This is a genomic window from Flavobacterium sp. N2820 (assembly GCF_025947285.1).
Classification (GTDB): Bacteria; Bacteroidota; Bacteroidia; order Flavobacteriales; family Flavobacteriaceae; genus Flavobacterium.
Map to the genome: position 1 here is coordinate 675,510 of NZ_CP110008.1, position 22,036 is coordinate 697,545.

Consider the following 22,036-nt stretch of genomic DNA (forward strand, 5'->3'; position numbering starts at 1 on the left):
TAATGTGACTATGTGTTTAAAATTAAAAAATGTATGAATTTAGAAAACATAATCAGAGAAAATGTCAAAAAATTAAGTCCCTATTCTTCCGCTAGAGACGAATTTGAGCAGTTTACAAGACCAATGATTTATTTAGATGCAAATGAAAATCCATTTTCAAACGGAATGAATCGTTATCCTGATCCACAACAAAAAGATTTAAAAGCTGCAATTGCAGATAAAAAAGATATTTATGTGGAAAATATTTTATTAGGAAATGGCAGTGATGAAGTGTTAGATTTGATTTTTAGAGCTTTTTGCGAACCAAATCAAGATAACATCATCACATTACCACCAACCTATGGAATGTATGGCGTTTTAGCAAGTATCAATGCCATTGAAAACCGTGAAGTGCTTTTAAATGAAGAATTTCAACCCAATGTAGATGTTATTTTGAATGCCGTAGATGCCAATACAAAAATAATTTTCTTGTGTTCGCCGAACAATCCAACTGGAAATTCATTTTCAGATGAATCTATCATCAGAATTTTGAATAATTTTAAAGGTTTAGTTGTTTTAGATGAAGCATATATTGATTTTTCTGCTAATAAAAGTTGGTTGAACGAATTGAACGATTTTCCAAATTTAATCATTACTCAAACTTTGTCAAAAGCTTATGCTATGGCAGGTTTACGAATTGGAATTTTGTATGCTTCAAAGCCTATTATTGCAGTACTAAACAAAATAAAGCCACCTTATAATGTTAATATTCTTTCGCAAGAAGCCGCTGAGAAAAAATTACTTCAAAGTACACTAAAAGCTCAGGTGAGAAAAATTTTGGTAGAAAAAGAAAAATTAGTTAGTGCTTTAAAAGCAACTAAATTTATAGTAAAAGTATTTCCTTCTGACGCTAATTTTATCTTAGTAAAAGTAGACGAGGCAACTTATCGATACCAACAATTTTTAGATAATGGAGTTGTGGTTCGCAACAGAAGTAACCAACCACTCTGTGAAAATTGTTTGCGTATAACCGTAGGAAATAAAGAAGAAAATGAACGTTTAATGGAAGTATTAAAAATATTGAACAATGCCGAAAAAAGTATTATTTATAGATAGAGATGGAACTTTGGTTTTAGAACCAAAAAATTACCAATTAGATTGTTTAACTAAATTAGAATTTTATCCAAAGGTCTTTCAGTTTTTAAGTAAAATAGCCAATGAATTGGATTTTGAATTGGCAATAGTAACCAATCAAGATGGTTTGGGAACAGCAAGTTTTCCTGAAGAAACATTTTGGCCAACACAAAATTTTATTCTAAAAGCATTTGAAAATGAAGGTATAAAATTCGGTGAAATTTTTATTGACAGAAGTTTTCCTGAAGACAACAAACCAACCAGAAAACCAGGAACAGGAATGTTGTCGAAATATTTGAATAATTCAGAATATGATTTGCAAAATTCATTTGTAATTGGTGATAGAATTACGGATGTCGAATTGGCAAAAAACTTAGGTTCCAAAGCTATTTTTATCAATAACAAAGATAATTTAGGTAAAGATGAAATTGTAACTGCTCTAGAAGAATTACAAAGCACTATAGTTTTACAAACGAATGATTGGCAAGCAATTTATGCATTTTTAAAATTAGAAGAAAGAACCGCTTCGATAGTCAGAAAAACCAATGAAACGGATATTAATATTGTTTTAAATCTAGACGGAACAGGCAAAAGCAACATTAACACTGGGATTTCGTTTTTTGATCACATGTTAGACCAATTAGCGCGTCACGGACAAATGGATTTAGATATCCAAGTCAAAGGCGATTTAGAAGTCGATGAACACCATACGATTGAAGATACGGCAATTGCCTTAGGTGAAGTTTTTGGAATAGCTTTAGGCAACAAGTTAGGTATCGAACGTTATGGTTTTTGTTTACCAATGGACGATTGTTTGGCTCAAGTGGCTATTGATTTTGGTGGAAGAAATTGGTTGGTTTGGGAAGCCGAATTCAAACGTGAAATGATTGGTCAAATGCCAACCGAAATGTTTTTTCACTTCTTCAAATCGTTTACAGATGGAGCAAAAGCAAATCTGAACATCAAAGCTGAAGGAACAAATGAACACCATAAGATTGAGGCAATTTTTAAAGCCTTCGCAAAAGCGATAAAAGTAGCAGTAAAAAGAGATACAGAAAAAATGATTTTACCTTCAACAAAAGGAATGTTATAGCCCCCTAACCCCCAAAGGGGGAATTAAAAGATTATGAAATCGCCATTAACAAAAAGTTTGCGCAAGCAATTGAATAATCATCGAACACCGATGAAAAATAAAACAATTGTGAGATAAACACCAATGATTAAAAAGGCGATACCATATGTTACCGCTAAAAAATAAAATTTAAACATATGAAAAAGAATGTAAATACAGTTAGTCAAACTCCCCCTTTGGGGGCTGGGGGGCTAGCTATTATAGATTACGGAGCCGGAAATGTGCAAAGTGTTTTATTTGCATTGAAACGACTTGGATTCGAAGGAATTGTAACAAACAATTGGAACATCATAAAATCGGCTGATAAAGTTATTTTCCCTGGTGTAGGCGAGGCGAGTAGTGCCATGAAAATGTTGCAAGAAAGTGGATTAGATGTGCTAATTCCAACGTTAAAACAACCGGTTTTAGGGATTTGTTTAGGCATGCAATTGATGTGCAAACAGTCAGAGGAAGGAAACACAAACGGACTTGGAATTTTTAATGTAAATGTGGTGAAATTTTCAAACGAGGTTAAAGTGCCTCAAATGGGTTGGAATACGATTTACAATCTAAAATCGCCATTGTTTGAAGGAATTAAAGAAAACGAATTCATGTATTTGGTGCACAGCTTTTATGCCCCATTGTCTGAAAACACTATTGCTACAACAAATTACAGACAAGAATATAGTACAGCATTACAACGTGATAATTTCTTTGGAGTACAATTCCACCCAGAGAAAAGCGGAACATTCGGAGCACAAATTTTGAAAAACTTTTTAAACGTATAATTGGAGCTTGAAATTGCTCTTAAAAAAATATGACATGAGAATTATTCCAGCCATAGACATCATTGATGGAAAATGCGTACGACTTTCCAAAGGGGATTACAGTACGAAGAAGATATATAATGAAAACCCGTTGGAAGTAGCCAAATCCTTTGAAGCACATGGAATTGAGTATTTGCATTTAGTAGATTTAGATGGTGCAAAATCAAGCAAAATAGTGAATTATAAGATTTTGGAACAAATTGCTTCGAAGACCAATTTAAAAATCGATTTTGGTGGCGGTTTAAAATCGGATGCAGATTTAAAAATTGCTTTCGAAAGTGGTGCGAATCAAGTCACGGGCGGAAGTATTGCCATCAAACAACCTGAAGTTTTCAAAAGTTGGATACAGCAATATGGAGCTGAAAAAATCATTTTAGGAGCGGATGCAATGAATGAAAAAGTAGCGATTTCAGGTTGGTTAGAAGCATCAAAAGAAGAGGTAGTTCCGTTTATACAAAAGTATCAACAAGAAGGAATTCAGTATGTAATTTGTACAGATATTTCAAAAGACGGCATGTTAGAAGGCCCAAGTTTTGAATTGTACCAAAGAATTTTAGAACAAACTCAAGGAATTAAACTAATTGCTTCAGGAGGCATTTCCACTTTTGATGAATTACCCAAGTTAGCCGAATTAGGTTGCGAAGGTACCATCATCGGAAAAGCCATTTACGAAGGCAGAATTTCGTTGAAGCAATTAGAAAACTACATTTTGTCTTAATACTTAATACTACAATGCTTACAAAAAGAATCATTCCCTGCTTAGACATCAAAAACGGACGAACCGTTAAAGGCGTCAACTTTGTGGATTTAAAAGACGCTGGTGATCCTGTGGAACTGGCAAAAAAATATGCAGAAACAGGTGCAGACGAACTCGTTTTTTTAGATATTTCCGCCACTGAAGAACGTCGCGCGACATTAATCGATTTGGTTCGAAAAGTGGCGGCGACTATAAATATTCCGTTTACGGTTGGTGGTGGTATTTCATCTGTTGCTGATGTTGATATTTTACTTCGCAATGGTGCTGATAAAATTTCAATTAACTCTTCAGCCGTTAAAAATCCTGATTTGATAAACAAAATTGCAGCAAAATATGGAAGTCAGTGCGTAGTAGTTGCTATTGATGCCAAACAGATCGATGGCGTTTGGATAGTTCATTTAGTAGGTGGAAAAGTTCCAACGGAATTAAATTTATTCGACTGGGCAAAAGAAGTGGAACAACGTGGTGCTGGAGAAATTCTATTCACTTCTATGAATAATGACGGAACCAAAAACGGATTTGCCAATGAAGCCTTAGCCCAATTATCTGAAATCGTAAACATTCCCATCATCGCTTCGGGTGGCGCTGGGACAATGGAACATTTTGCTGACACATTCATTATTGGAAAAGCCGATGCCGCTTTAGCCGCCAGTGTTTTTCACTATCAAGAAATCGAAATTCTTGAATTGAAACAGTTTTTAAAAAATCAAAATATTGCAATTAGAGTATAACTTTTATGAACTTAAAGACAAACTCAATTTAAGGAATCAACCTATTTAACTTATATGTTTAAAAATAAAATTATGAATATCAATTTCAACAAGACCCCAGATAACCTTGTCCCAGCCATCATTCAAGACAACGAAACCAAAAACGTTTTGATGTTGGGCTACATGAATCAAGAAGCATTAGACCAAACGTTGGCGACCAATAAAGTAACTTTTTTCAGTCGTTCTAAAAAACGATTATGGACAAAAGGTGAGGAGAGTGGCAACTTCTTAGAACTAATTTCCATTAAAGAAGATTGCGATAACGATACACTATTAGTAAAAGTAAAACCAGTGGGTCCAACTTGTCACACAGGTTTAGATACGTGTTGGCAAGAAGCTAATAATCAAGAATTTGGGTTTTTATCAAAACTAGAAAATACCATTGCAACACGCAAAGTAAATGCCGATACAGAAAAGAGTTATGTAGCCTCATTATTTGCAAAAGGTATTAATAAAATCGCTCAAAAAGTAGGTGAAGAAGCCGTTGAAGTAGTCATTGAAGCCAAAGATAACAACGATGATTTGTTTTTATCCGAAAATGCCGATTTATTGTTTCACTATTTAATTTTATTGCAGGCGAAAGGTTTTCAGTTGCAAGATGTAGTGGAAGTTTTGAAGGGAAGGGAGAAGTAGGTTTTTATAGTTTGGTTAATAGCCAAATTCCTTGAGATGTGTTTTCAAAAGTACCCAATTCATCTGTTATTATTTCAATGATAAACCAATTTCCATAGATTGAATTATTTTGCGCATCAACAATGCCTTCATGCTCAATTTCTAAAGAACCGCTTTCATAATTGATTGTAGTTGAATGTTCTACAATGATAGGTTTTTTCGGATATTTTTTGACAAAAGAAATAAAACCATCTTCAATAAATCCTTTTATTGTGGCTTCTAATTTAACAGAAAAAACAGAACCATCTTCTACAATTTCTCCTGTAAAAGAACCATTTACATCCGTTATGGAAGCTTTAATATGTACACGTTGTCCAAAATAGGGCAGTTCATAACCACTACCATACTCATAAAAGTCTTGCCAGTTCCCAGATAGATTCATTTGAAATTATTTAATAATTATTTCTTTAGGTATAAATAACTCTAAATCAAAATCTTCAAAATTTGTTAAAACAATTTCATTAGTAATTAAATCGTTTTTTTTGTTCTTGATGCTTCTATTATTCCATCTATACTAAAGTCCATTTCAGTATTAAATTCAAACGTATGCATTGTGCAAAATCGATACAAAGGAAAGTAACTTGATTTGTCTTTTTTGATTTTTAATTCAATTTCATTGATTATTTTTTTCTTAGATTTATTTTTGTAAACAACTAATTTTGAATAATTATATAAGCTATCTTCATTTATTTTAATGTATTCGAAAAAGTAATTAAATTTAACTTTTTCAATTACTTTTCTTGAATTTTTATATTTAAATGACACTTCAGTTAAATCTTTTTCAATTGATTTTTTTGTAACTTCGAAATAATGAACTTTTTTATTTATAAGATCATAAACTAAAGCTTCTTGTCCATGATAAGAATTTATAATCCTTAAAAAATAATTTGAATTAATTGAATTGCAATAAACATTTGACTCTATTGAATCCGTTTTATTTTCATAAACTACAAACTTATCAAACTTATAAATTTGAGCAGAAGAATTAAAAGAAAATAAAAAGAGGCTTATTAAAAAGAGTGTTTTAATAATTTTCATAAATAACGAATGTTTTTCCAAATATATCCAAATTTCTTCAAAAATTCTTACCTTTAAAATAAAAATTCAAAATGCGATTTCATACAAGAAAATGGGTAAAGCCCGAAGATTTGAATGCGAATGGAACGTTATTCGGTGGTAAATTATTGGCTTGGATAGACGAAGAAGCTGCTTTGTATTCGATTGTGCAATTGGAAAATCCAAAAGTGGTGACCAAGTTTATGAGTGAAATTAATTTCATGAGTGCCGCCAAACAAGGTGATATTGTTGAAATTGGTTTGGATGTAGTACAATTTGGAAAATCATCGTTAGTATTAAAATGTGAAGTTCGTAACATGATGACACGTGAAAAAATCATTACCATTGAAAACATTACCATGGTAAATTTAGATGAAAATGGAAAACCAAAACCACATGGTAAAACCCAAATCGAATTTATAGAAGACCGCTTAAAAAAATAATAATTATTAGGATTAAATGGATTTGATTTCTAAAATATATAATCTGTGCTAATCTGTGAAATCTGTGGCTAAAATAGAGAAGCTGAAACGAGTTCAGCTTGACAAAATCTTGTAAATATGATAAATAAATCAACCTTAGAATTCTTAAATACACTCAAAGAAAACAACGACCGTGATTGGTTTGCTGCAAATAAAAAAGCCTTTGAAACCGAACAAAAGTTAGCCAAAACATTTTTTACATCGGTAGGCGAGCAGTTGGGAAAAGTGGATAGTATCGAACGTGTTCAGATTTTTAGAATTTATCGTGATGTGCGGTTTTCAAAAGATAAAGCACCTTATAAAAATCACTTCAGCGTTGGGTTTACCCGAACAAAACCAATGCTTCGTGGCGGTTATTATTTGCATATTGAACCTGGAGGAAGTTTTGTAGGTGGCGGTTTTTGGGAACCCAATCCTGTCGATTTGAATCGCATTCGTAAAGAGTTTGAAATGGATGATGAAGAAATCAGAGCGATTATTGCAGATGAAACGTTCAAGAAATTCTTTGGCGAATTAAAAGGCGAGGAGTTAAAAACAGCTCCAAAAGGTTTTGATAAAACGCACCCAGCGATTGATTTGATTCGCAAAAAGCAATATTTATTAACCCGAAGTTTTTCGGATAAAGAAGTTTTGGATTCTCATTTTCAAGAAGAAGTTTTAGCGACATTCAAAGCGATGCGCCCTTTTTTCGATTACATGAGCGAAGTATTGAGTACCGATTTGAATGGAGAATCTTTGTATAATTAGCCAATTAGTCAATGTGCCGATGTGTCAATTCTTTTCTCCTCATTGACACATTGGCCTATTGCCAAATTAAATAATCTGAATTTGGCTTTTTAAACGTTCAATTAGCAAATTCATCATTCGTTTGTTGATATTAGACGAGTTTTGAATGTAATCTTTGTATTCTGAAATTGTAAACATTCCAATGATAATGCCTTTTAGCGAATTTCTAAATTTGATATCACGCTGAATGGCATTTTCAATATAAATCATTTTCTTTTCAGGAGTTAATGAAAAAAAAGCGTTTTTCTGTTTGAAGGCATAATTTCTAAAAACTTCAATAAATAAATCATTTTGAAACTTTAAAATAGGTCGAAGGGTTTGGTTTTGAAACTTTTCTTCGGAGCTCGAATTTTCAAAAATGGTTCCAATAGATTCGCCTCTAATTTCTAAAATAGCTTCATCTTTTGTTTTCATGATGTTTTTCTTTATAGTTGTTTAAAGTTAAAAAAAATAACCTCCAATTTCTTGAAGGCTATTTTAAGTTATTAAGAATCAGTTGTTAATAATTAACTGTTTTTAGTACTAATCGATTCAAATACTTCTAAATCAAAATAAGGAATAGATGCCATTGTATGATCAAAAATATCGGCCATAATGTGCTCATAATTAATCCATTCTTTATCTTTTGAAAAACAATATATTTCTAAAGGGATTCCGTGTTCTGTGGGTTGTAAATAGCGAACCATCAATAACATCTCCTTGTTAATTCCGGGATGCGATAAAATGTATTGATTGATGTATTTTCGGAAAAGGCCTAAATTGGTCAAATTTCTGCCGTTTACAATGTTAGATTTGTCAATGTTGTTGGCTTTATTATACTTATCAATATCAGCTTGTCTGTGTGAAATATACGAACTGATGTGTTGAATTTGTTTGTATTTTTCCACTTCTTCTGGTGTAACAAATTTAACCGAATGTGCTTTAATCAGCAGATGTCTTTTTATCCTACGCCCATTTGAGTTTAACATGCCGCGCCAGTTTTTGAAACTATCAGAAATTAAACTATAGGTAGGAATTGTTGTGGTTGTATTATCAAAATTTCGCACTTTAACGGTTGCTAAATTAATTTCGATTACATCACCATCTGCACCAAATTTATCCATTGTAATCCAATCACCAATACGTACCATGTCATTCACAGAAACCTGAATACTGGCTACAAAACCAAGGATTGTATCTTTAAAAATAAGGAAAATTAAGGCTGAAATTGCTCCAAAAGTAGTTAACAATGTTTCCATTGTGGTGTTAAACATGATCAAAACAAAAGAAGTAATCCCAAAAATCCACAAAACAATCATAATTACTTGAATGTAACTATCAATTGGCTTGTCGCTAAAACGAGGCTTGTGTTTTAAATAATCTTTAAGGGCATTAAAAATACTTCGGGTAATCCAAAGCGAAAGAATGATGATGTAGATTTTTACACCTTTTTCAAAGAAATCCTCCCAATAGGTAAATTTACTTAAGATTACAGGAACCGTTTTGTAAATAAATAAAAGTGGGACTAAATGCGCTATGTATTTAGCCGTTTTATTAGCTACTAAAAAATCATCAAAGCTTGACTTGGTTTTGGCAGCAATTATGGCTAAAAAAACGATAAATATTTTTTTAAAAATAAAATCTAAAAAGGCAGCAACCAGTATTAGAATAATGAGGTTGATAAACAAATTTAGGTAAAGCGAAACATCGTCGCTACAATCCATTTGTTTAAACAGTTGATATGCCCAATTAAATATTTTCACGCTTTAATTTTGTAAATATTTTTTTTCTACATAAAAGGTTCCAAATGGAACAATTGATGCTAAACAAATGATTAAAAAGGTTTTAAAAGACCATTTTTGTTCGTTTTTAATCAAAATAGCAAAAGCAATGTACAAAATAAAAAGCACACCATGTGCCATACCTATGTTTTTTACATAAATATCATTTCCACCAATATATTTCATTGGCATAGCAAAAAACAATAAGGCAAGTAAGGATAGCCCTTCTAAAAGAGCAATTGATCTAAATGATTTTATCATGATAAAGCAGAATATATTACAAAGCCATATATAGCGAATCTAAAAAAGCGAAGTAATCCAAATAAAAAGAAATGTTTTCTAGAATAGTTAATCATTCCTGCAGCAAGACATGCGATTGCAAACGGTAAAGGCAACAAAGCTCCAACAGCGATCAAAAATCCACCCCATTTTTGCATGTTAATTACGTGTTTCTGCATTTTCCCATATAAATATTTATTGACAGATGGGATTGCAACTATTGCCATTCCCATAAAATAAGCAATAACTCCGCCTAAATAAGAAAGAAAAGCTAAAATGGATAAATAGAGTAGAGGTGATTCAGTATTTTTGGTCCAAGCAATAAAGATATCGGGTGGAATTAATCCTAAAACACTTTCTGATAACAAAAAGATTGAAAATATAAAAAAATCACTGAAATTTTGGGTAATGTAAACCAACCCTTCATTCAAGTTAATTACTTTATAATTTACATAAAAAAGTATAGCAACAACTACAAATGTTGGTAAAATTGCTTTTTTCACACCTTCCCAAATAAAGGAATAAAAACCAGTGTATTTGTAATATTGATGTAATAATTTATATTTTGGTTTTTTAACTTTTGACATGTTTTAATTTTTTTGCAAAATTAGGTGAATAGAAAATAGAAATGCGTTAAGAAAAATAAAAAAAATCGGTAAAAATGAATTCTACCGATTGATATTATGTAAAATAGAAAAGAATTAGTACGCTAGAAAAGCTTTGTTGTATTCTTTTAAATCTAATAAATTATTTTTCTTGCTTAAATCAGTGAATAAAGAAAGGAAGTAGTTTAAACTTTCTAAGTTGTTTTCTTCTGAAATATTTGCTTCAATAACAGCATCTTTTGCATCAACAGGTTCATCATCTGGAATTCCAATAAAAAAAGCATTATTGGTTGCTAAATGTTCATAAGCTAAACGAAGCGCTTTTGTAACTACAGGATTGTTTAATTCTAAAGTAATTTCTCTAACTTTTTTTAAATCAGCAACAGCATCTTCAACAGAGAATTTATTTTGTAAAATTTCTTTTTGAATTTTTTCTATTAATTTGAGGGCTTGTTTATTTTCCATGTGATATTTAATAATATTTGCAAAATTAAACTTTCTATAATAGATAAGCAAGACTTTTTAAGTCTTATTTTTGTACTTTTTATTGAATTATAATATACATTATGTAAAATAGAATTTCTAAAAAACTACTTCAATATACTAACATTAATTTGTACCTTCGTGTTGTAAATGCACTACCTATGAAAAATCCAATTGCTGAACGAATAACCGACTTTTTAAAGAATTATCCTCCATTCTCGAGTTTGAATTATCAAAATTTATTGACAATTGCTAAGAGTTGTCAAGTTTTATATTTAGAAAAAAACCAAACACTTTTTAAAATTAACGATGCTACACATTCATTTTTTTATGTTGTGGCTTCTGGTGCTGTTGGATTGTCGGTCACTTCTGATGCAGATGATATCCTAATTGATAAATGTGACGAAGGCGATATTTTAGGATTACGACCGTTTTTTGCAAAGAATAATTATTTAATGACAGCAAAAGCGCGTGAAGAAAGTATAATTTATGCAATTCCTATCGAGACTTTTAAACCTTATGTGGCAGAAAACCCTGATGTTTTGAGTTTTTTATTGGAAAGTTTTGCATCAAATACCAGAAATCCTTATGACAAAAACAACAAAGGAAAACTAATTTCTGAAAATGTTATTTATAATGATCAAAATGCCGAAATTCAATACTATCAACCCATAAAATATACCGCAAATCCAATCACCGCTTCACCTAACGACATTGTTCGTTTTGTTGCACAAACAATGGCAAGTAGTAAAATTGGAAGCATGATTATTCATCAAGATAGAAAACCAATTGGCATTGTAACCGATAAAGATTTGCGTTCAAAAATTGCAACCGGATTATTTAGTATTGAAGTTACAATTGATAAAATCATGTCATCACCTGTAATTACTGTTGCCGATAATTTATCTATTGCCGAAGCACAAATTATGATGTTAAAACATGGTGTTTCGCATTTATGTGTTACAAAAGATGGTTCAAATGATTCTGAAATTACAGGGATTATTACCGAACATGATATTGTAGTGGCTCAAGCAAATAATCCAGGGGTTTTATTAAAACAATGCAAAAGAGCTCAAAAATCTGCTGATTTAAAAGAAGTTAGAGAAAAATTATCTGATTTAATTCAGCATTCTTTAGATAAAAACGTACCTATTAATCATATTTCTTCTATTGTTGGTGAGATCAACTTAGCCATAACAAGTAGAGCTATCGAATTGGCCGTTGAAAAAATTGGAACTCCTCCTCCAGCCCAGTTTGCTTGGTTAAACATTGGTAGTCAAGGTAGAAAAGAACAACTATTAATGACCGATCAAGACAATGCAATTATTTTTGAAGATGTTCCAGAAGATAAATATGATGATGTTAAAAAATACTTTATAGAATTAGCTGAAAAAGTTACTAAAACATTAAATAAAGTTGGGTATGAATATTGTCCTGCAGAAATGATGGCAAGCAATCCACTTTGGTGTAAATCGGTTTCCGATTGGAAAAACCAATACAAAGGTTGGATTACTGCTCCAGGTGAAAAAGGTATTTTGATGTGTACTATATTCTTTGATTATGATTTTGTATACGGAAATGAAACTTTAGTAGATGCAATTACGAAAACCATTCAAGAAGAAACCCACGATAATCAGTTGTTTTTTGCTTATTTGGGTGCTGATGCTTTGAAAAATCCACCACCATTAGGCTTTTTCCGTCAGTTTTTAGTTGAAAGCGATGGCGAACATAAAGATACCTTTGATTTAAAAGGAAGAGCTTTAATGCCATTGATTGACGCAGCTCGAATTTTATCGTTAGGTAAAGGCATAAAAAATACAGCCAATACCATTTCGAGATATGCAAAATTAGCCGAATTAGAACCTCAAAATGCACCAATTTATGAAGCGTGTGCCGATGCTTTTGCTGAATTATTGAAGTTTAGAACGGAAGAAGGTTTGAAAAATGATTCTGATGGTAGGTATTTGAATTTAAGTGAGTTATCGAAGTTAGATAAAGTAAAACTTAAAAATGATTTTCAGCCAATACATGACATTCAAGAAGTGATTAAAAATCGTTTTCAATTAACTTATTTTACTTAAGATATGGCGTTCAATTGGTTTAAGAAAATAGTTAAAGATCATCCTAAATTTTGGGAAACCTATCTTACTTATTTTGATGAAAATCAAGATAAAAAGAAACGATTTGTTGTTTTTGATTGCGAAACAACTGGTTTAGATTACAAATCAGACCGAATTTTATCTATTGGTGCAGTAGCCATTGAAAACAATCAAATAATTGTTGGAGATTTTATGGAAGTGTTTTTACAACAAGACATTTTTAAAGCAGAATCGGTGCCTATTCATGGTATTTTAAAAGATGGAAAGGAAGAAAAAATTGTGGAAGCCGAAGCCATTATTCGTTTTTTAGAATTTATTAAAGATGCCACCTTAGTTGGCCATCACGTTGATTTTGATATCGAAATGATTAATCAAGGTTTAGCACGATTGGATGTTGGAAAACTAAAAAATCAAGCGATGGATACTGATGTTATGTATCAGAAATTAAAATATTTACCTCAAGAACAACACAATTCTTTAGATGAATTATGTGATATCTATAAAATCAGAAAATCGGATCGACATACAGCAAGTGGCGATGCGTTTATTACCGCTTTATTGTTTTTAAAACTAAAGAAAAAATTAGAGATTTAATTCCAAAAAATGCAAAACGATTGGGCTTACTTGGAAAAATATGCTTTAGATAATAAGCATTTACTAAAACAGCATAATGATGGCAACCGAATTGTTTTTATTGGTGATTCGATAACCGAATTTTGGGAACGCTACGATTCGATGTTCTTTAGTCAAAATACTTATATCAATAGAGGTATTAGTAGCCAAACCACTTCACAAATTTTAGAACGTTTTCAAAAAGATGTTATTGATTTACAGCCTAAAAGTGTAATTATTTTAGCAGGAATTAATGATATTGCAGAAAATAATGGTCCAATTTCCATAGAAGAAATCATGAATAATATTGTTTCAATGGTTGAGAAATCATTAAAAAATAATATTGAAGTATTGCTTTGCTCAGTACTTCCTGCAAATAATTTTTATTGGAATCCCAAAATTCAGCCAATTGAGAAAATCATCCAACTCAATCAAATGATAAAGGCTTACTCTTTAGTTAAACAAATAAAATACGTTGATTATTATACTCAAATGGTTGATGAGAATCTAGGTTTAGATAAAAAATATACGGATGATGGAGTTCATCCAAATTTAGAGGGTTATTTAAAAATGAAAAGTATATTTGAATTTTATTTAAAATAAAAAAAACTGCTCCATTACTGAAGCAGTTTTTAACCAATAAAACTAAAAAACTAAAGCTTGCCGTTCTTAATTTCTTCCACTATTTCAGGATTTAATAACGTTGAGATGTCTCCAAAATTAGAGAAGTCACCCTCTGCAATCTTTCTTAATATTCTTCGCATGATTTTACCCGAACGCGTTTTTGGTAAACCACTCACAAACTGAATTTTATCTAATTTCGCAATCGGACCAATTTGATCAGAAATCAATTGATTGATCTCTTTTGCAAGATTATTTTTATCACGACTTTCTCCTGTTTCTTTTAGAATTACAAAACCATATAATGCATTTCCTTTGATATCATGAGGGAAACCTACAATTGCACTTTCTGCAACTGCTGGGTGTTCGTTGATCGCATCTTCAATAGGTGCTGTTCCTAAATTATGTCCAGAAACAATAATAACATCATCTACTCTACCTGTAATTCTATAATACCCTACTTCATCACGCAAAGCACCATCTCCTGTGAAATATTTGCCTGGAAAAGCTGTAAAATATGTTTCTTTATAACGTTGGTGGTCGCCCCAAATGGTTCTTGCCATTGACGGCCAAGGGAATTTAATACACAAAGCTCCTGTTACTTGATTCCCTTCAATTTCATTTCGCAATTCATCCATTAAAACAGGCTGAATTCCTGGCAAGGGTAAGGATGCATACGTAGGTTTTGTAGGTGTTACAAACGGAATTGGCGAAATCATAATTCCTCCAGTTTCGGTTTGCCACCAAGTGTCTACTAACGGACAGCGCTTTCCTCCTACGTGGTCGTTATACCAGTGCCAAGCTTCTTCGTTAATGGGTTCACCAACAGAACCAATTACTTTTAATGAACTCAATGGATGTTTTTGAACAAAATCTAAACTTTCTTTAGCCAATGCACGAATTGCTGTTGGAGCTGTATAAAACTGAGTAATTTTATGTTTTTCAATTACTTCCCAAAAACGGCTAAAATCTGGATAAGAAGGTACTCCTTCAAAAATCACAGTGGTAGCGCCATTTAAAAGTGGTCCGTATAAAATATAAGAATGTCCTGTAATCCAACCAATATCTGCTGTACACCAATACACATCATTTTCTTCATAATTGAAAACGTTTTTAAAGGTGTAAGCTGTGTAAACCATGTAACCAGCCGTTGAATGTACCATTCCTTTTGGTTTTCCGGTTGAGCCCGAAGTATATAAAATGAATAACGGATCTTCTGCATCCATTATTTCGGCAACATTATTTCCTAAAGCAGCATCTAAAAGCGGTTGTAACCACAAATCTCTCCCTTCTTTCATGGTTACTGCTGTATTGGTTCTATTAACGACCAAAACAGTTTCAACACAAGGACATTTGTCTAAAGCTTCATCAACAATTCCTTTTAAATCAATTGATTTATTACCTCTATAACTTCCGTCAGAAGTAATTACCATTTTACATTCACTATCATTAATACGACTAGCAACTGCTGAAGATGAAAAACCAGCGAAAACAACTGAATGTATAGCTCCAATTCGAGCACAAGCTAAAACAGCTACGGCTAATTCGGGAATCATTGGCAAATAAATACAAACTCTATCGCCTTTTTTGATGCCTTGATCGCGCAAAACATTTGCCATTTTAGATACACGAACGTATAATTCGTTGTAAGAAATATGTTGTGCTGCTTCGGTTGGATCATTTGGTTCAAAAATAATAGCGGTTTTATCGCCTCTTTTTGCTAAATGTCTGTCGATACAGTTTTTAGTGATGTTCACTTTTGCATTTAAAAACCATTTAAAATTAGCTTCTTGCATGTCTACTTCAAAAACTTTATCCCATTTTTGATACCATACAAAGTTTTCATCAGCAATACGGTCCCAGAATTTTCTTGGTTCGCGTACCGACTTCTTATACATTTTAAAGTAGTTTTCTAAATCGTGTATTTTATAATAACTCATTTTTTAGTTTATTTTTAATTGATAGTGTAAATATAATCAATCTATTTTTTGAATTTCATATTTTTTTGCTAAATAGATATAGTTAAGTGATTAGTTAAAAGTAAGTAGAGATTAACTATTTAATCTATTTAAAACATCCAATTTTATCGTGTTGTAAAACATCTCGAATTTCTTCGATAATTGCTTCATCGTCGATAGTGGAAGGAATTTGAAAGTTTTCTCCATCGGCAATGCTTCGCATCATTTTACGAAGTATTTTACCAGAACGGGTTTTTGGTAAGCGTTGCACCATAACTACATCGCGTAACGATGCTACAGCTCCGATTTGTTCCCTTACTAATTTGACAACTTCGTGTTGCAGTTGGAAATGTTCAATATCTTCTCCCGATTTTGCAACAACCAATGCTAATGGAATTTGACCTTTTAATTCGTCATTAATTCCGATTACAGCGCATTCTGCAACGGAGTGATGTGAAGCTACAATTTCTTCCATTTCAGCAGTTGAAAGGCGGTGACCAGCAACGTTTATGACGTCATCTACTCTACCTGTAATAAAAATATAATCTTCATCATCTTTAAATCCGCCATCTCCTGAGAAATAATACCCTGGAAATTTATTCAAATAGCCCGCTTTGAAACGTTCATTATCTTTCCATAAATCCAATAAAGTTCCAGGAGGTAATGGCAATTTGATTACCACATAACCTTCTTCATTTGGTCCTAATTCTTGTCCGTTTTCTCCAAAAATTCTGATGTCGTAACCCGTAACAGCTTTTCCTGCCGAACCTGGTTTTATAGGTAAATACTCTACTCCCATCATATTTGCAATCATTGGCCAACCCGATTCGGTTTGCCACCAATGGTCGATTGCTGGAACTGGAATATGTTCGCGATACCATTCTAAAGTTGCTACATCACAACGTTCTCCTGCTAAGAATTGAATTCGTAAACAAGATAAATCATATTGTTTGATGAATTCGCCATTAGGATCTTCTTTTTTAATGGCTCTGATAGCAGTTGGTGCGGTGAACATTACACTAACTTTGTGTTCGGCAATTACGCGCCAAAAGGTACTTGCATCAGGTGTGCGTATTGGTTTTCCTTCAAAAAGAATGGTTGTGTTTCGATTAATTAAAGGTCCGTAAACAATATAACTATGTCCTACCACCCAACCCACATCGGAAGCAGCCCAAAACACTTCACCTTCTTTTGCGTCATAAATGTGTTGCATTGAAAATTTAAGTGCGGTAACATAACCACCTGTATCTCTAACAATTCCTTTTGGTTTTCCTGTTGTACCTGAAGTGTATAAAATATATAAAGGATGTGTTGAATTCACAGTAATACAGTCAGCTTCTTCTGAACCATAAACTAAGGCATCATAATCGACATCGTATTTTTTAAAGGGTACTCTTGCCCCTAATTTTCTATTGAAAACGATTACTTTTTCTGGTTTGTGATGGGCTAATTCAATAGCTTCGTCAACTAAAGGTTTGTAGGCAATTAACCGGTCGATTTCAATTCCTGAAGAAGCGGTAATAATGGCTTTAGGTTCGCAATCATCAATACGAATAGCTAATTCATGCGGTGCAAAACCTCCAAAAACTACCGAATGTGTTACTCCTATTCGTGCACAAGCCAACATAGCAAAGGCGGCTTGAGGAATCATTGGCATATAAATTACAGCAGTATCGCCTTTTTCTAATCCAAGCGAAAGTAAACCGCCAGCTAATTTGGCAACTTCGGTTTTAACTTCGATAAATGTATACTTTTTTACAGTTTGTGTAACGGGTGAGTCATAAATAATAGCAACTTGCTCTCCAAAGCCATCTTCTATGTGTTTATCAACTGCTAGATAACATGCGTTGAGTTCTCCATCTGCAAACCACAATGGATAATCGTTTGAATCGTTAGACAAAATAGTTTTTGGGTTTGAAAACCAAGCAATGTTTTGTGATTGCTCTTTCCAGAAATCTACTGCGGATTCGTTACTTTTTTTATAAAATTCGTAATAATTCATTTGAATAATTCGGTTTGTGTTATTTTTTCTTTAGTAAATTTAAAGAATAAAATAATGCCAAATGAATTAATCTTGCTAAATAGGTATAGATTGTTTAGCGTTTCAAGAATTATAATTTATCAATACGTTTTGAAATCCAATTTTTGTATTTTTTTGTAAGTATAGCTTTATCAGTTTCTGATTTTAAGATAATGTCAATTCCTCCATCATAAGGAGCTACTATAATTTTACTATCTAATGAAATAAAAAAAAACCTTGAAATATCGTTAACAATTTCTTTCAAAATTTCATTATATGAATTTAATTTCCAACATTTTCTACTTACAAAGACTTCTAATATTGCATCATTATCAAAGTCATTAGGAAAATACATTTTTAATTTAAATGAGCAACTTTTTTTAAAATTTAATTCAGAGTGAAAATTTAATAATTCAAATTTTTCATCATTATGAGTTATATTAGTATGAACTAAATAGATTTCTTCGTTTTCATTATAGATTTCAGAAAATATTTGATTATATCTTTGCAATATAATATTCATCTCATTATCGCTTTCAGGATATCTTTTCGAATCTGGTAGGCTATGAAATCTTAGCCATCTTTCATGATAAACTTCTTTAAAAAGGTAGCTTAATGGGATAGTTTGGTTAAAATTACTATTCCAAAACTTTTTAAATTCTACTTCGATCATTTTAACTATGAATTTAGTTAATTCAACAATTCCTCCACTTTCTCTACCACTTTCTTAATTGAAAACGGCTTGGTCATGTAGGCATCGGCACCAAGAGCCATTCCTTTTTCAATGTCACTTTCTTTGTTTTTAGCGGATAAGAACAATACTTTAGTGTGGGTTAGATTTTCGTCTTTTCTAATTTGTTCTAAAGTGGCAAAACCGTCAACCATAGGCATCATGATGTCTAAAATAATCACATCTGGAAAATTACTTTTTAAAATATCCAAAGCTTCTTGCCCGTCACGCGCTATAAATACTTCGTAATTACTTTTTTTGAAAGTGTATTCCAGCGTCATTACTATGTTTGGTTCGTCGTCAACAATTAAAATCTTCTTCATAAATCTGTATTTTCAATATTTTTTAAAGGCAATGTAAAAGCAATACATGCGCCTTTTATACTTGGTTCTACCCAAATTTTACATTTGTGATGTTCTATAATTTGTTTGCAAATTGCCAATCCTAATCCGCTACCAACGGGTTTTTTGAAATTTTGATTGGAAGCTTGATAAAATTTGTCAAATATAACTTCAAAATCGTTAGGATTAATACCTTTTCCGTTATCTTGAACAGAAGTTATTACAAAATTATCTTCTTTTTTTACTTGAATGGTGATTAAACCTTCGCTTTCTGGACAAAACTTAATGGCATTTGATAACAAATTCGTTACCACTTGAATGATTCGATCTTCATCATAAAACGCAAAAATAGTATCTTTACTTTCTACATAAATACTGATTTTCTTGTTTTTAATCAGTTGTTGTAATGGTTCAATCGAATGTTCAATAGTAGCAATTAAGTTATTTACACTTGGATGAATGGTTTGTTTTCCTGTTTCAAATTTTTCCAAATCCAAAATCTTATCAATCAATCGATTCAATCGGTCGGATTCGGAAATAATATTTTGTAGAAATTGTTTTTTTAACTCTTCTGGAATTTCGTCGTCATCGTGCAAAATTTCGCTCGCAGCACGAATAGCGGTAATTGGTGTACGAAGTTCGTGTGTAACAGTGTCTAAAAATTCGTCTTTTTGGATGTCTTTTCGAACCAAGGTTTCATTTGCTTTTTGAAGTTGCGAAGTAATTTCTTTCAATTCATTAGAAGTTTCCAGTAGTTTTTTATTAGTTATAATGTTTTCTTTGGATTCTTCTAAGATTTTCAGTACTTCTGGAAGGGTTACTTTTTCTTCTTTAACGACACTTGAAATTAAAATTCGAGCCGAAGCTGTTCCAATGTGACCTGTTAATAAATTTTCGGCAAATTTAACTAAACGCGCATCTGCAAGCTCTTGATTTTTATCCACATTATATTTTACATTGAATATGTTTAAAGCTCTTTTGGTTCGTTCTTCGCCTAAAAATCGAACTAAGACTTTTTCAATATCACTGGTATAAGCGGTTCCTTTCCAAACGAATGCATTTTCATGATTGGTGCTGTATTTTTCGATGTCAACGTACATTTCAGCATAATTACGTTCGCGGTAATTTCCTTTAAAACTCACTGAAACCGCAAAATAAGTAATACTATTGAATAACATACTCCAAAACAGTGCATGTGGAACGGGTTGTAAATAATCCAAACCAAAAAGTTGGAAGGGTTTTAACAACGAAATCTTCATAAAACCTTCCGAAATAAAAGAACTTTCGTTGTTGGTCAGTCCAATTGCATAGGGCAACAATAAGGTATAAATACAGATTAGAAATCCAATTAAAATGCCATAAATTGCTCCCATTCTTGAACCTCTACGCCAGAAAATAGCTCCGAAAAAGGCTGGCGCTAATTGTGCGATAACAACAAATGAAATTAATCCGATAGAAACTAAACTATAGTCTAATGCGAAGAAACGATAGATAAAATAGGCCCCAATAATGAGTGAAAAAATGCCAATTTTACGAATATTGACAATCTTTTTGTTATTGATGACTTGTTCCTCGCTGCGTAATTTTCCTAAAAAAGTATATGGAATTAATAAGTTGTTACTCAACATGGTAGATAAACTTATGCTCGAAACTACAATCATTGAAATTGCGGCCGAAAATCCGCCAAGAAAAACCAAAACGGTTAATGTGGTATTATTAAAAAATTGAGGAATTAGTAACGAATAAGTATCGGCATTAGCATTAGTTCCTTCAAACAATACATTTCCGCCCCAAGCAATTGGGTATACAAAAATATTGAATAGCAATAAATATAAAGGAAACAACCAAATTGCGGTTTTTATATGACGTTCTCTATTGTTTTCAACCACCGACATTTGGAATTGTCTCGGCAATAAAAAAATAGCAAAAAGAGAAACCATACTTAGAAAAAACCAATTTAGACCTTGTTCTAATCCGCCAATGGTATTTTTTTCTTTGAAATTCTCTAAAAGAGAAGCTTTTGCATAAATATCATCATAGCCATCAAAAACAAAGAAGGTTACATAAATTCCAACAATGATAAAAAAGACTAATTTCAGCACACTTTCAATGGCAACTGCGGTTACAATTCCTTTTCTTTTTTCGGATGCGTCAACATAACGCGTACCGTAATAAGATGCAAAAAGTGCTAATGCAATGGCAACATATGTTGTAGTATCATCAAAAATTAATGAGCTAGTACTGGTTTTGGTAACAATATGAAACGTTTCCGAAATTGCTTTTAATTGTAATGCGATGTAGGGTAAAATTCCTGCCAAGCAAACTACGGTTACAATAGCTCCTAAAAAACGACTATTTCCATAACGAAGCGATATAAAATCGGCAATACTTGAAATTTTATTCACACGAGAAATGCGAATAATTTTCTTCAAAATAATAATCCAAGCTGGAATAATGATGATGGGGCCGATGTAAATAGGCAAATATCCTAATCCTGAATTAGCTGCAACACCTATACTTCCATAATACGTCCAAGCGGTACAATACACGGCTAATGATAAAGAATAGATGTATGAATTATTCGTCCATTTGATATTTTCTTTTTTTCTGCCCAATGTGCGATAAAAAAAAGAATACCCAAATACCCTAATAAAATAAGTAAAAGAACCGCACTATTCATAATAACGTTGTACTACAATCCAAGACATTAAAATCGAAAAAAACCAAGCCGAAAAGACATAAATATAAATGATAGGAAAGCCTAAAAAACTGTCGGAACTATCAAATAATAATACTATTGGCAAGTTAAGCGCCAATAACAATAGTAATGATAAAACCACTAATTTTTGTTGATGTCTTTTTTTCATTGAGAATTGTAGGTATATTTTATATTAACTTTTTAAAAATACAAACTCTGTTCTTGAAAAACAAGAACAGAGTTGTAAAATAATTTA

The 22,036-nt window shown here is 32.1% G+C and carries 23 protein-coding genes and 1 pseudogene; 11 read left to right on the forward strand and 13 right to left on the reverse strand.

From position 1 onward, the window contains the following. Positions 1–33: 33 nt before the first annotated feature. The 6 genes from hisC to hisIE all read left to right on the forward strand — a co-directional run bounded on the left by hisC (position 34) and on the right by hisIE (position 5,211). Positions 34–1,095, forward strand: coding sequence for a histidinol-phosphate transaminase (gene hisC, locus OLM52_RS03155; RefSeq protein ID WP_264549696.1), 1,062 nt, complete (start codon positions 34–36; stop codon positions 1,093–1,095). Further along, positions 1,067–2,206, forward strand: a complete 1,140-nt coding sequence (gene hisB / locus OLM52_RS03160; RefSeq protein WP_264549697.1) for a bifunctional histidinol-phosphatase/imidazoleglycerol-phosphate dehydratase HisB — start codon at positions 1,067–1,069, stop codon at positions 2,204–2,206. Before hisC ends, hisB begins: the two co-directional genes overlap by 29 nt. Positions 2,207–2,382: 176 nt before the next feature. Next, entirely contained in the window at positions 2,383–3,012 is a 630-nt protein-coding gene (hisH, locus tag OLM52_RS03165) for an imidazole glycerol phosphate synthase subunit HisH (protein ID WP_264549698.1), read from the forward strand. Between the two features lie 34 nt (positions 3,013–3,046). Further along, the gene (gene hisA / locus OLM52_RS03170; protein ID WP_264549699.1) at positions 3,047–3,769 is read left to right on the forward strand and encodes a 1-(5-phosphoribosyl)-5-[(5-phosphoribosylamino)methylideneamino]imidazole-4-carboxamide isomerase; all 723 of its coding nucleotides are present in this window, start codon (positions 3,047–3,049) and stop codon (positions 3,767–3,769) included. 14 nt (positions 3,770–3,783) lie between these two features. After that, positions 3,784–4,539, forward strand: coding sequence for an imidazole glycerol phosphate synthase subunit HisF (gene hisF / locus OLM52_RS03175; protein WP_264549700.1), 756 nt, complete (start codon positions 3,784–3,786; stop codon positions 4,537–4,539). 72 nt (positions 4,540–4,611) lie between these two features. Continuing rightward, entirely contained in the window at positions 4,612–5,211 is a 600-nt protein-coding gene (gene hisIE / locus OLM52_RS03180) for a bifunctional phosphoribosyl-AMP cyclohydrolase/phosphoribosyl-ATP diphosphatase HisIE (protein ID WP_264549701.1), read from the forward strand. Between the two features lie 4 nt (positions 5,212–5,215). Here hisIE and OLM52_RS03185 read toward each other — a convergent pair whose 3' ends face one another. Together OLM52_RS03185 and OLM52_RS03190 are read right to left on the reverse strand one after the other, a co-directional pair. Next, positions 5,216–5,632, reverse strand: coding sequence for a hypothetical protein (locus OLM52_RS03185; RefSeq protein WP_264549702.1), 417 nt, complete (start codon positions 5,630–5,632; stop codon positions 5,216–5,218). 86 nt (positions 5,633–5,718) lie between these two features. Continuing rightward, positions 5,719–6,288: a hypothetical protein gene (locus tag OLM52_RS03190; protein ID WP_264549703.1), complete on the reverse strand. Its 570-nt coding sequence runs from the start codon at positions 6,286–6,288 to the stop codon at positions 5,719–5,721. Between the two features lie 71 nt (positions 6,289–6,359). Here OLM52_RS03190 and OLM52_RS03195 point away from each other — a divergent pair, with 71 nt between their 5' ends. Next, positions 6,360–6,749 (forward strand): acyl-CoA thioesterase, encoded by a 390-nt coding sequence (locus OLM52_RS03195; RefSeq protein ID WP_264549704.1) that lies wholly within the window; start codon positions 6,360–6,362, stop codon positions 6,747–6,749. 117 nt (positions 6,750–6,866) lie between these two features. After that, on the forward strand, positions 6,867–7,535 hold the full coding sequence (locus tag OLM52_RS03200; RefSeq protein WP_264549705.1) for a DUF2461 domain-containing protein: 669 nt from the start codon (positions 6,867–6,869) through the stop codon (positions 7,533–7,535). A gap of 66 nt (positions 7,536–7,601) precedes the next feature. Here OLM52_RS03200 and OLM52_RS03205 read toward each other — a convergent pair whose 3' ends face one another. From OLM52_RS03205 to OLM52_RS03225, 5 genes are all read right to left on the reverse strand, one after another. Then, positions 7,602–7,988: a glyoxalase gene (locus tag OLM52_RS03205; protein WP_264549706.1), complete on the reverse strand. Its 387-nt coding sequence runs from the start codon at positions 7,986–7,988 to the stop codon at positions 7,602–7,604. Positions 7,989–8,080: 92 nt separating this feature from the next. Next, complete coding sequence (locus tag OLM52_RS03210; protein ID WP_264549707.1) at positions 8,081–9,277, reverse strand: mechanosensitive ion channel family protein; 1,197 nt, start codon at positions 9,275–9,277, stop codon at positions 8,081–8,083. A gap of 42 nt (positions 9,278–9,319) precedes the next feature. After that, positions 9,320–9,595 (reverse strand): DUF3817 domain-containing protein, encoded by a 276-nt coding sequence (locus OLM52_RS03215; RefSeq protein WP_264549708.1) that lies wholly within the window; start codon positions 9,593–9,595, stop codon positions 9,320–9,322. Beyond that, entirely contained in the window at positions 9,592–10,200 is a 609-nt protein-coding gene (locus OLM52_RS03220; protein ID WP_264549709.1) for a YqaA family protein, read from the reverse strand. Before OLM52_RS03220 ends, OLM52_RS03215 begins: the two co-directional genes overlap by 4 nt. 114 nt (positions 10,201–10,314) lie before the next feature. Next, positions 10,315–10,683 (reverse strand): hypothetical protein, encoded by a 369-nt coding sequence (locus tag OLM52_RS03225; RefSeq protein WP_264549710.1) that lies wholly within the window; start codon positions 10,681–10,683, stop codon positions 10,315–10,317. Between the two features lie 179 nt (positions 10,684–10,862). On the opposite strand from OLM52_RS03225, the gene OLM52_RS03230 reads away from it, so the two are divergent. From OLM52_RS03230 to OLM52_RS03240, 3 genes are read left to right on the forward strand one after another with little or no spacing between them, the layout of a single operon-like run. Next, entirely contained in the window at positions 10,863–12,782 is a 1,920-nt protein-coding gene (locus OLM52_RS03230; RefSeq protein ID WP_264549711.1) for a DUF294 nucleotidyltransferase-like domain-containing protein, read from the forward strand. Positions 12,783–12,785: 3 nt separating this feature from the next. After that, the gene (locus tag OLM52_RS03235; RefSeq protein ID WP_264549712.1) at positions 12,786–13,394 is read left to right on the forward strand and encodes a PolC-type DNA polymerase III; all 609 of its coding nucleotides are present in this window, start codon (positions 12,786–12,788) and stop codon (positions 13,392–13,394) included. Positions 13,395–13,403: 9 nt separating this feature from the next. After that, the gene (locus OLM52_RS03240) at positions 13,404–14,015 is read left to right on the forward strand and encodes a GDSL-type esterase/lipase family protein (RefSeq protein WP_264549713.1); all 612 of its coding nucleotides are present in this window, start codon (positions 13,404–13,406) and stop codon (positions 14,013–14,015) included. Between the two features lie 50 nt (positions 14,016–14,065). Here OLM52_RS03240 and acs read toward each other — a convergent pair whose 3' ends face one another. From acs to OLM52_RS03270, 6 genes and pseudogenes are all read right to left on the reverse strand, one after another. Further along, positions 14,066–15,973, reverse strand: coding sequence for an acetate--CoA ligase (gene acs, locus OLM52_RS03245; RefSeq protein ID WP_264549714.1), 1,908 nt, complete (start codon positions 15,971–15,973; stop codon positions 14,066–14,068). 124 nt (positions 15,974–16,097) lie between these two features. Then, on the reverse strand, positions 16,098–17,999 hold the full coding sequence (locus OLM52_RS03250) for an acetate--CoA ligase (protein ID WP_319800225.1): 1,902 nt from the start codon (positions 17,997–17,999) through the stop codon (positions 16,098–16,100). Between the two features lie 103 nt (positions 18,000–18,102). After that, positions 18,103–18,684: a hypothetical protein gene (locus OLM52_RS03255; protein WP_264549716.1), complete on the reverse strand. Its 582-nt coding sequence runs from the start codon at positions 18,682–18,684 to the stop codon at positions 18,103–18,105. 17 nt (positions 18,685–18,701) lie between these two features. Beyond that, positions 18,702–19,064 carry a response regulator transcription factor gene (locus tag OLM52_RS03260; RefSeq protein ID WP_264549717.1) on the reverse strand — a complete coding sequence of 121 codons (363 nt, stop codon included), beginning with the start codon at positions 19,062–19,064 and terminating at the stop codon, positions 18,702–18,704. Further along, a pseudogene (locus tag OLM52_RS03265) lies at positions 19,061–21,762 on the reverse strand (ATP-binding protein). The gene OLM52_RS03260 and the pseudogene OLM52_RS03265 overlap by 4 nt, the downstream one beginning before the upstream one ends. Beyond that, entirely contained in the window at positions 21,755–21,949 is a 195-nt protein-coding gene (locus tag OLM52_RS03270; protein ID WP_264549718.1) for a hypothetical protein, read from the reverse strand. The pseudogene OLM52_RS03265 and the gene OLM52_RS03270 overlap by 8 nt, the downstream one beginning before the upstream one ends. Between the last annotated feature and the right edge of the window lie 87 nt (positions 21,950–22,036).

Excerpts from the sequence above, each read along its gene's own strand:
- OLM52_RS03210 (WP_264549707.1), bottom strand. The coding sequence starts at position 9,277 with ATGGATTGTAGCGACGATGTTTCGCTTTACCTAAATTTGTTTATCAAC.
- OLM52_RS03270 (WP_264549718.1), bottom strand. The coding sequence starts at position 21,949 with ATGAAAAAAAGACATCAACAAAAATTAGTGGTTTTATCATTACTATTG.
- acs (WP_264549714.1), bottom strand. The coding sequence starts at position 15,973 with ATGAGTTATTATAAAATACACGATTTAGAAAACTACTTTAAAATGTAT.
- OLM52_RS03260 (WP_264549717.1), bottom strand. The coding sequence starts at position 19,064 with ATGAAGAAGATTTTAATTGTTGACGACGAACCAAACATAGTAATGACG.
- OLM52_RS03240 (WP_264549713.1), top strand. The coding sequence starts at position 13,404 with ATGCAAAACGATTGGGCTTACTTGGAAAAATATGCTTTAGATAATAAG.
- hisIE (WP_264549701.1), top strand. The coding sequence starts at position 4,612 with ATGAATATCAATTTCAACAAGACCCCAGATAACCTTGTCCCAGCCATC.
- hisA (WP_264549699.1), top strand. The coding sequence starts at position 3,047 with ATGAGAATTATTCCAGCCATAGACATCATTGATGGAAAATGCGTACGA.
- OLM52_RS03255 (WP_264549716.1), bottom strand. The coding sequence starts at position 18,684 with ATGATCGAAGTAGAATTTAAAAAGTTTTGGAATAGTAATTTTAACCAA.
- hisF (WP_264549700.1), top strand. The coding sequence starts at position 3,784 with ATGCTTACAAAAAGAATCATTCCCTGCTTAGACATCAAAAACGGACGA.
- OLM52_RS03225 (WP_264549710.1), bottom strand. The coding sequence starts at position 10,683 with ATGGAAAATAAACAAGCCCTCAAATTAATAGAAAAAATTCAAAAAGAA.
- hisC (WP_264549696.1), top strand. The coding sequence starts at position 34 with ATGAATTTAGAAAACATAATCAGAGAAAATGTCAAAAAATTAAGTCCC.
- hisH (WP_264549698.1), top strand. The coding sequence starts at position 2,383 with ATGAAAAAGAATGTAAATACAGTTAGTCAAACTCCCCCTTTGGGGGCT.
- OLM52_RS03220 (WP_264549709.1), bottom strand. The coding sequence starts at position 10,200 with ATGTCAAAAGTTAAAAAACCAAAATATAAATTATTACATCAATATTAC.
- OLM52_RS03185 (WP_264549702.1), bottom strand. The coding sequence starts at position 5,632 with ATGAATCTATCTGGGAACTGGCAAGACTTTTATGAGTATGGTAGTGGT.
- OLM52_RS03205 (WP_264549706.1), bottom strand. The coding sequence starts at position 7,988 with ATGAAAACAAAAGATGAAGCTATTTTAGAAATTAGAGGCGAATCTATT.
- OLM52_RS03235 (WP_264549712.1), top strand. The coding sequence starts at position 12,786 with ATGGCGTTCAATTGGTTTAAGAAAATAGTTAAAGATCATCCTAAATTT.
- OLM52_RS03230 (WP_264549711.1), top strand. The coding sequence starts at position 10,863 with ATGAAAAATCCAATTGCTGAACGAATAACCGACTTTTTAAAGAATTAT.
- hisB (WP_264549697.1), top strand. The coding sequence starts at position 1,067 with ATGCCGAAAAAAGTATTATTTATAGATAGAGATGGAACTTTGGTTTTA.
- OLM52_RS03215 (WP_264549708.1), bottom strand. The coding sequence starts at position 9,595 with ATGATAAAATCATTTAGATCAATTGCTCTTTTAGAAGGGCTATCCTTA.
- OLM52_RS03190 (WP_264549703.1), bottom strand. The coding sequence starts at position 6,288 with ATGAAAATTATTAAAACACTCTTTTTAATAAGCCTCTTTTTATTTTCT.
- OLM52_RS03200 (WP_264549705.1), top strand. The coding sequence starts at position 6,867 with ATGATAAATAAATCAACCTTAGAATTCTTAAATACACTCAAAGAAAAC.
- OLM52_RS03195 (WP_264549704.1), top strand. The coding sequence starts at position 6,360 with ATGCGATTTCATACAAGAAAATGGGTAAAGCCCGAAGATTTGAATGCG.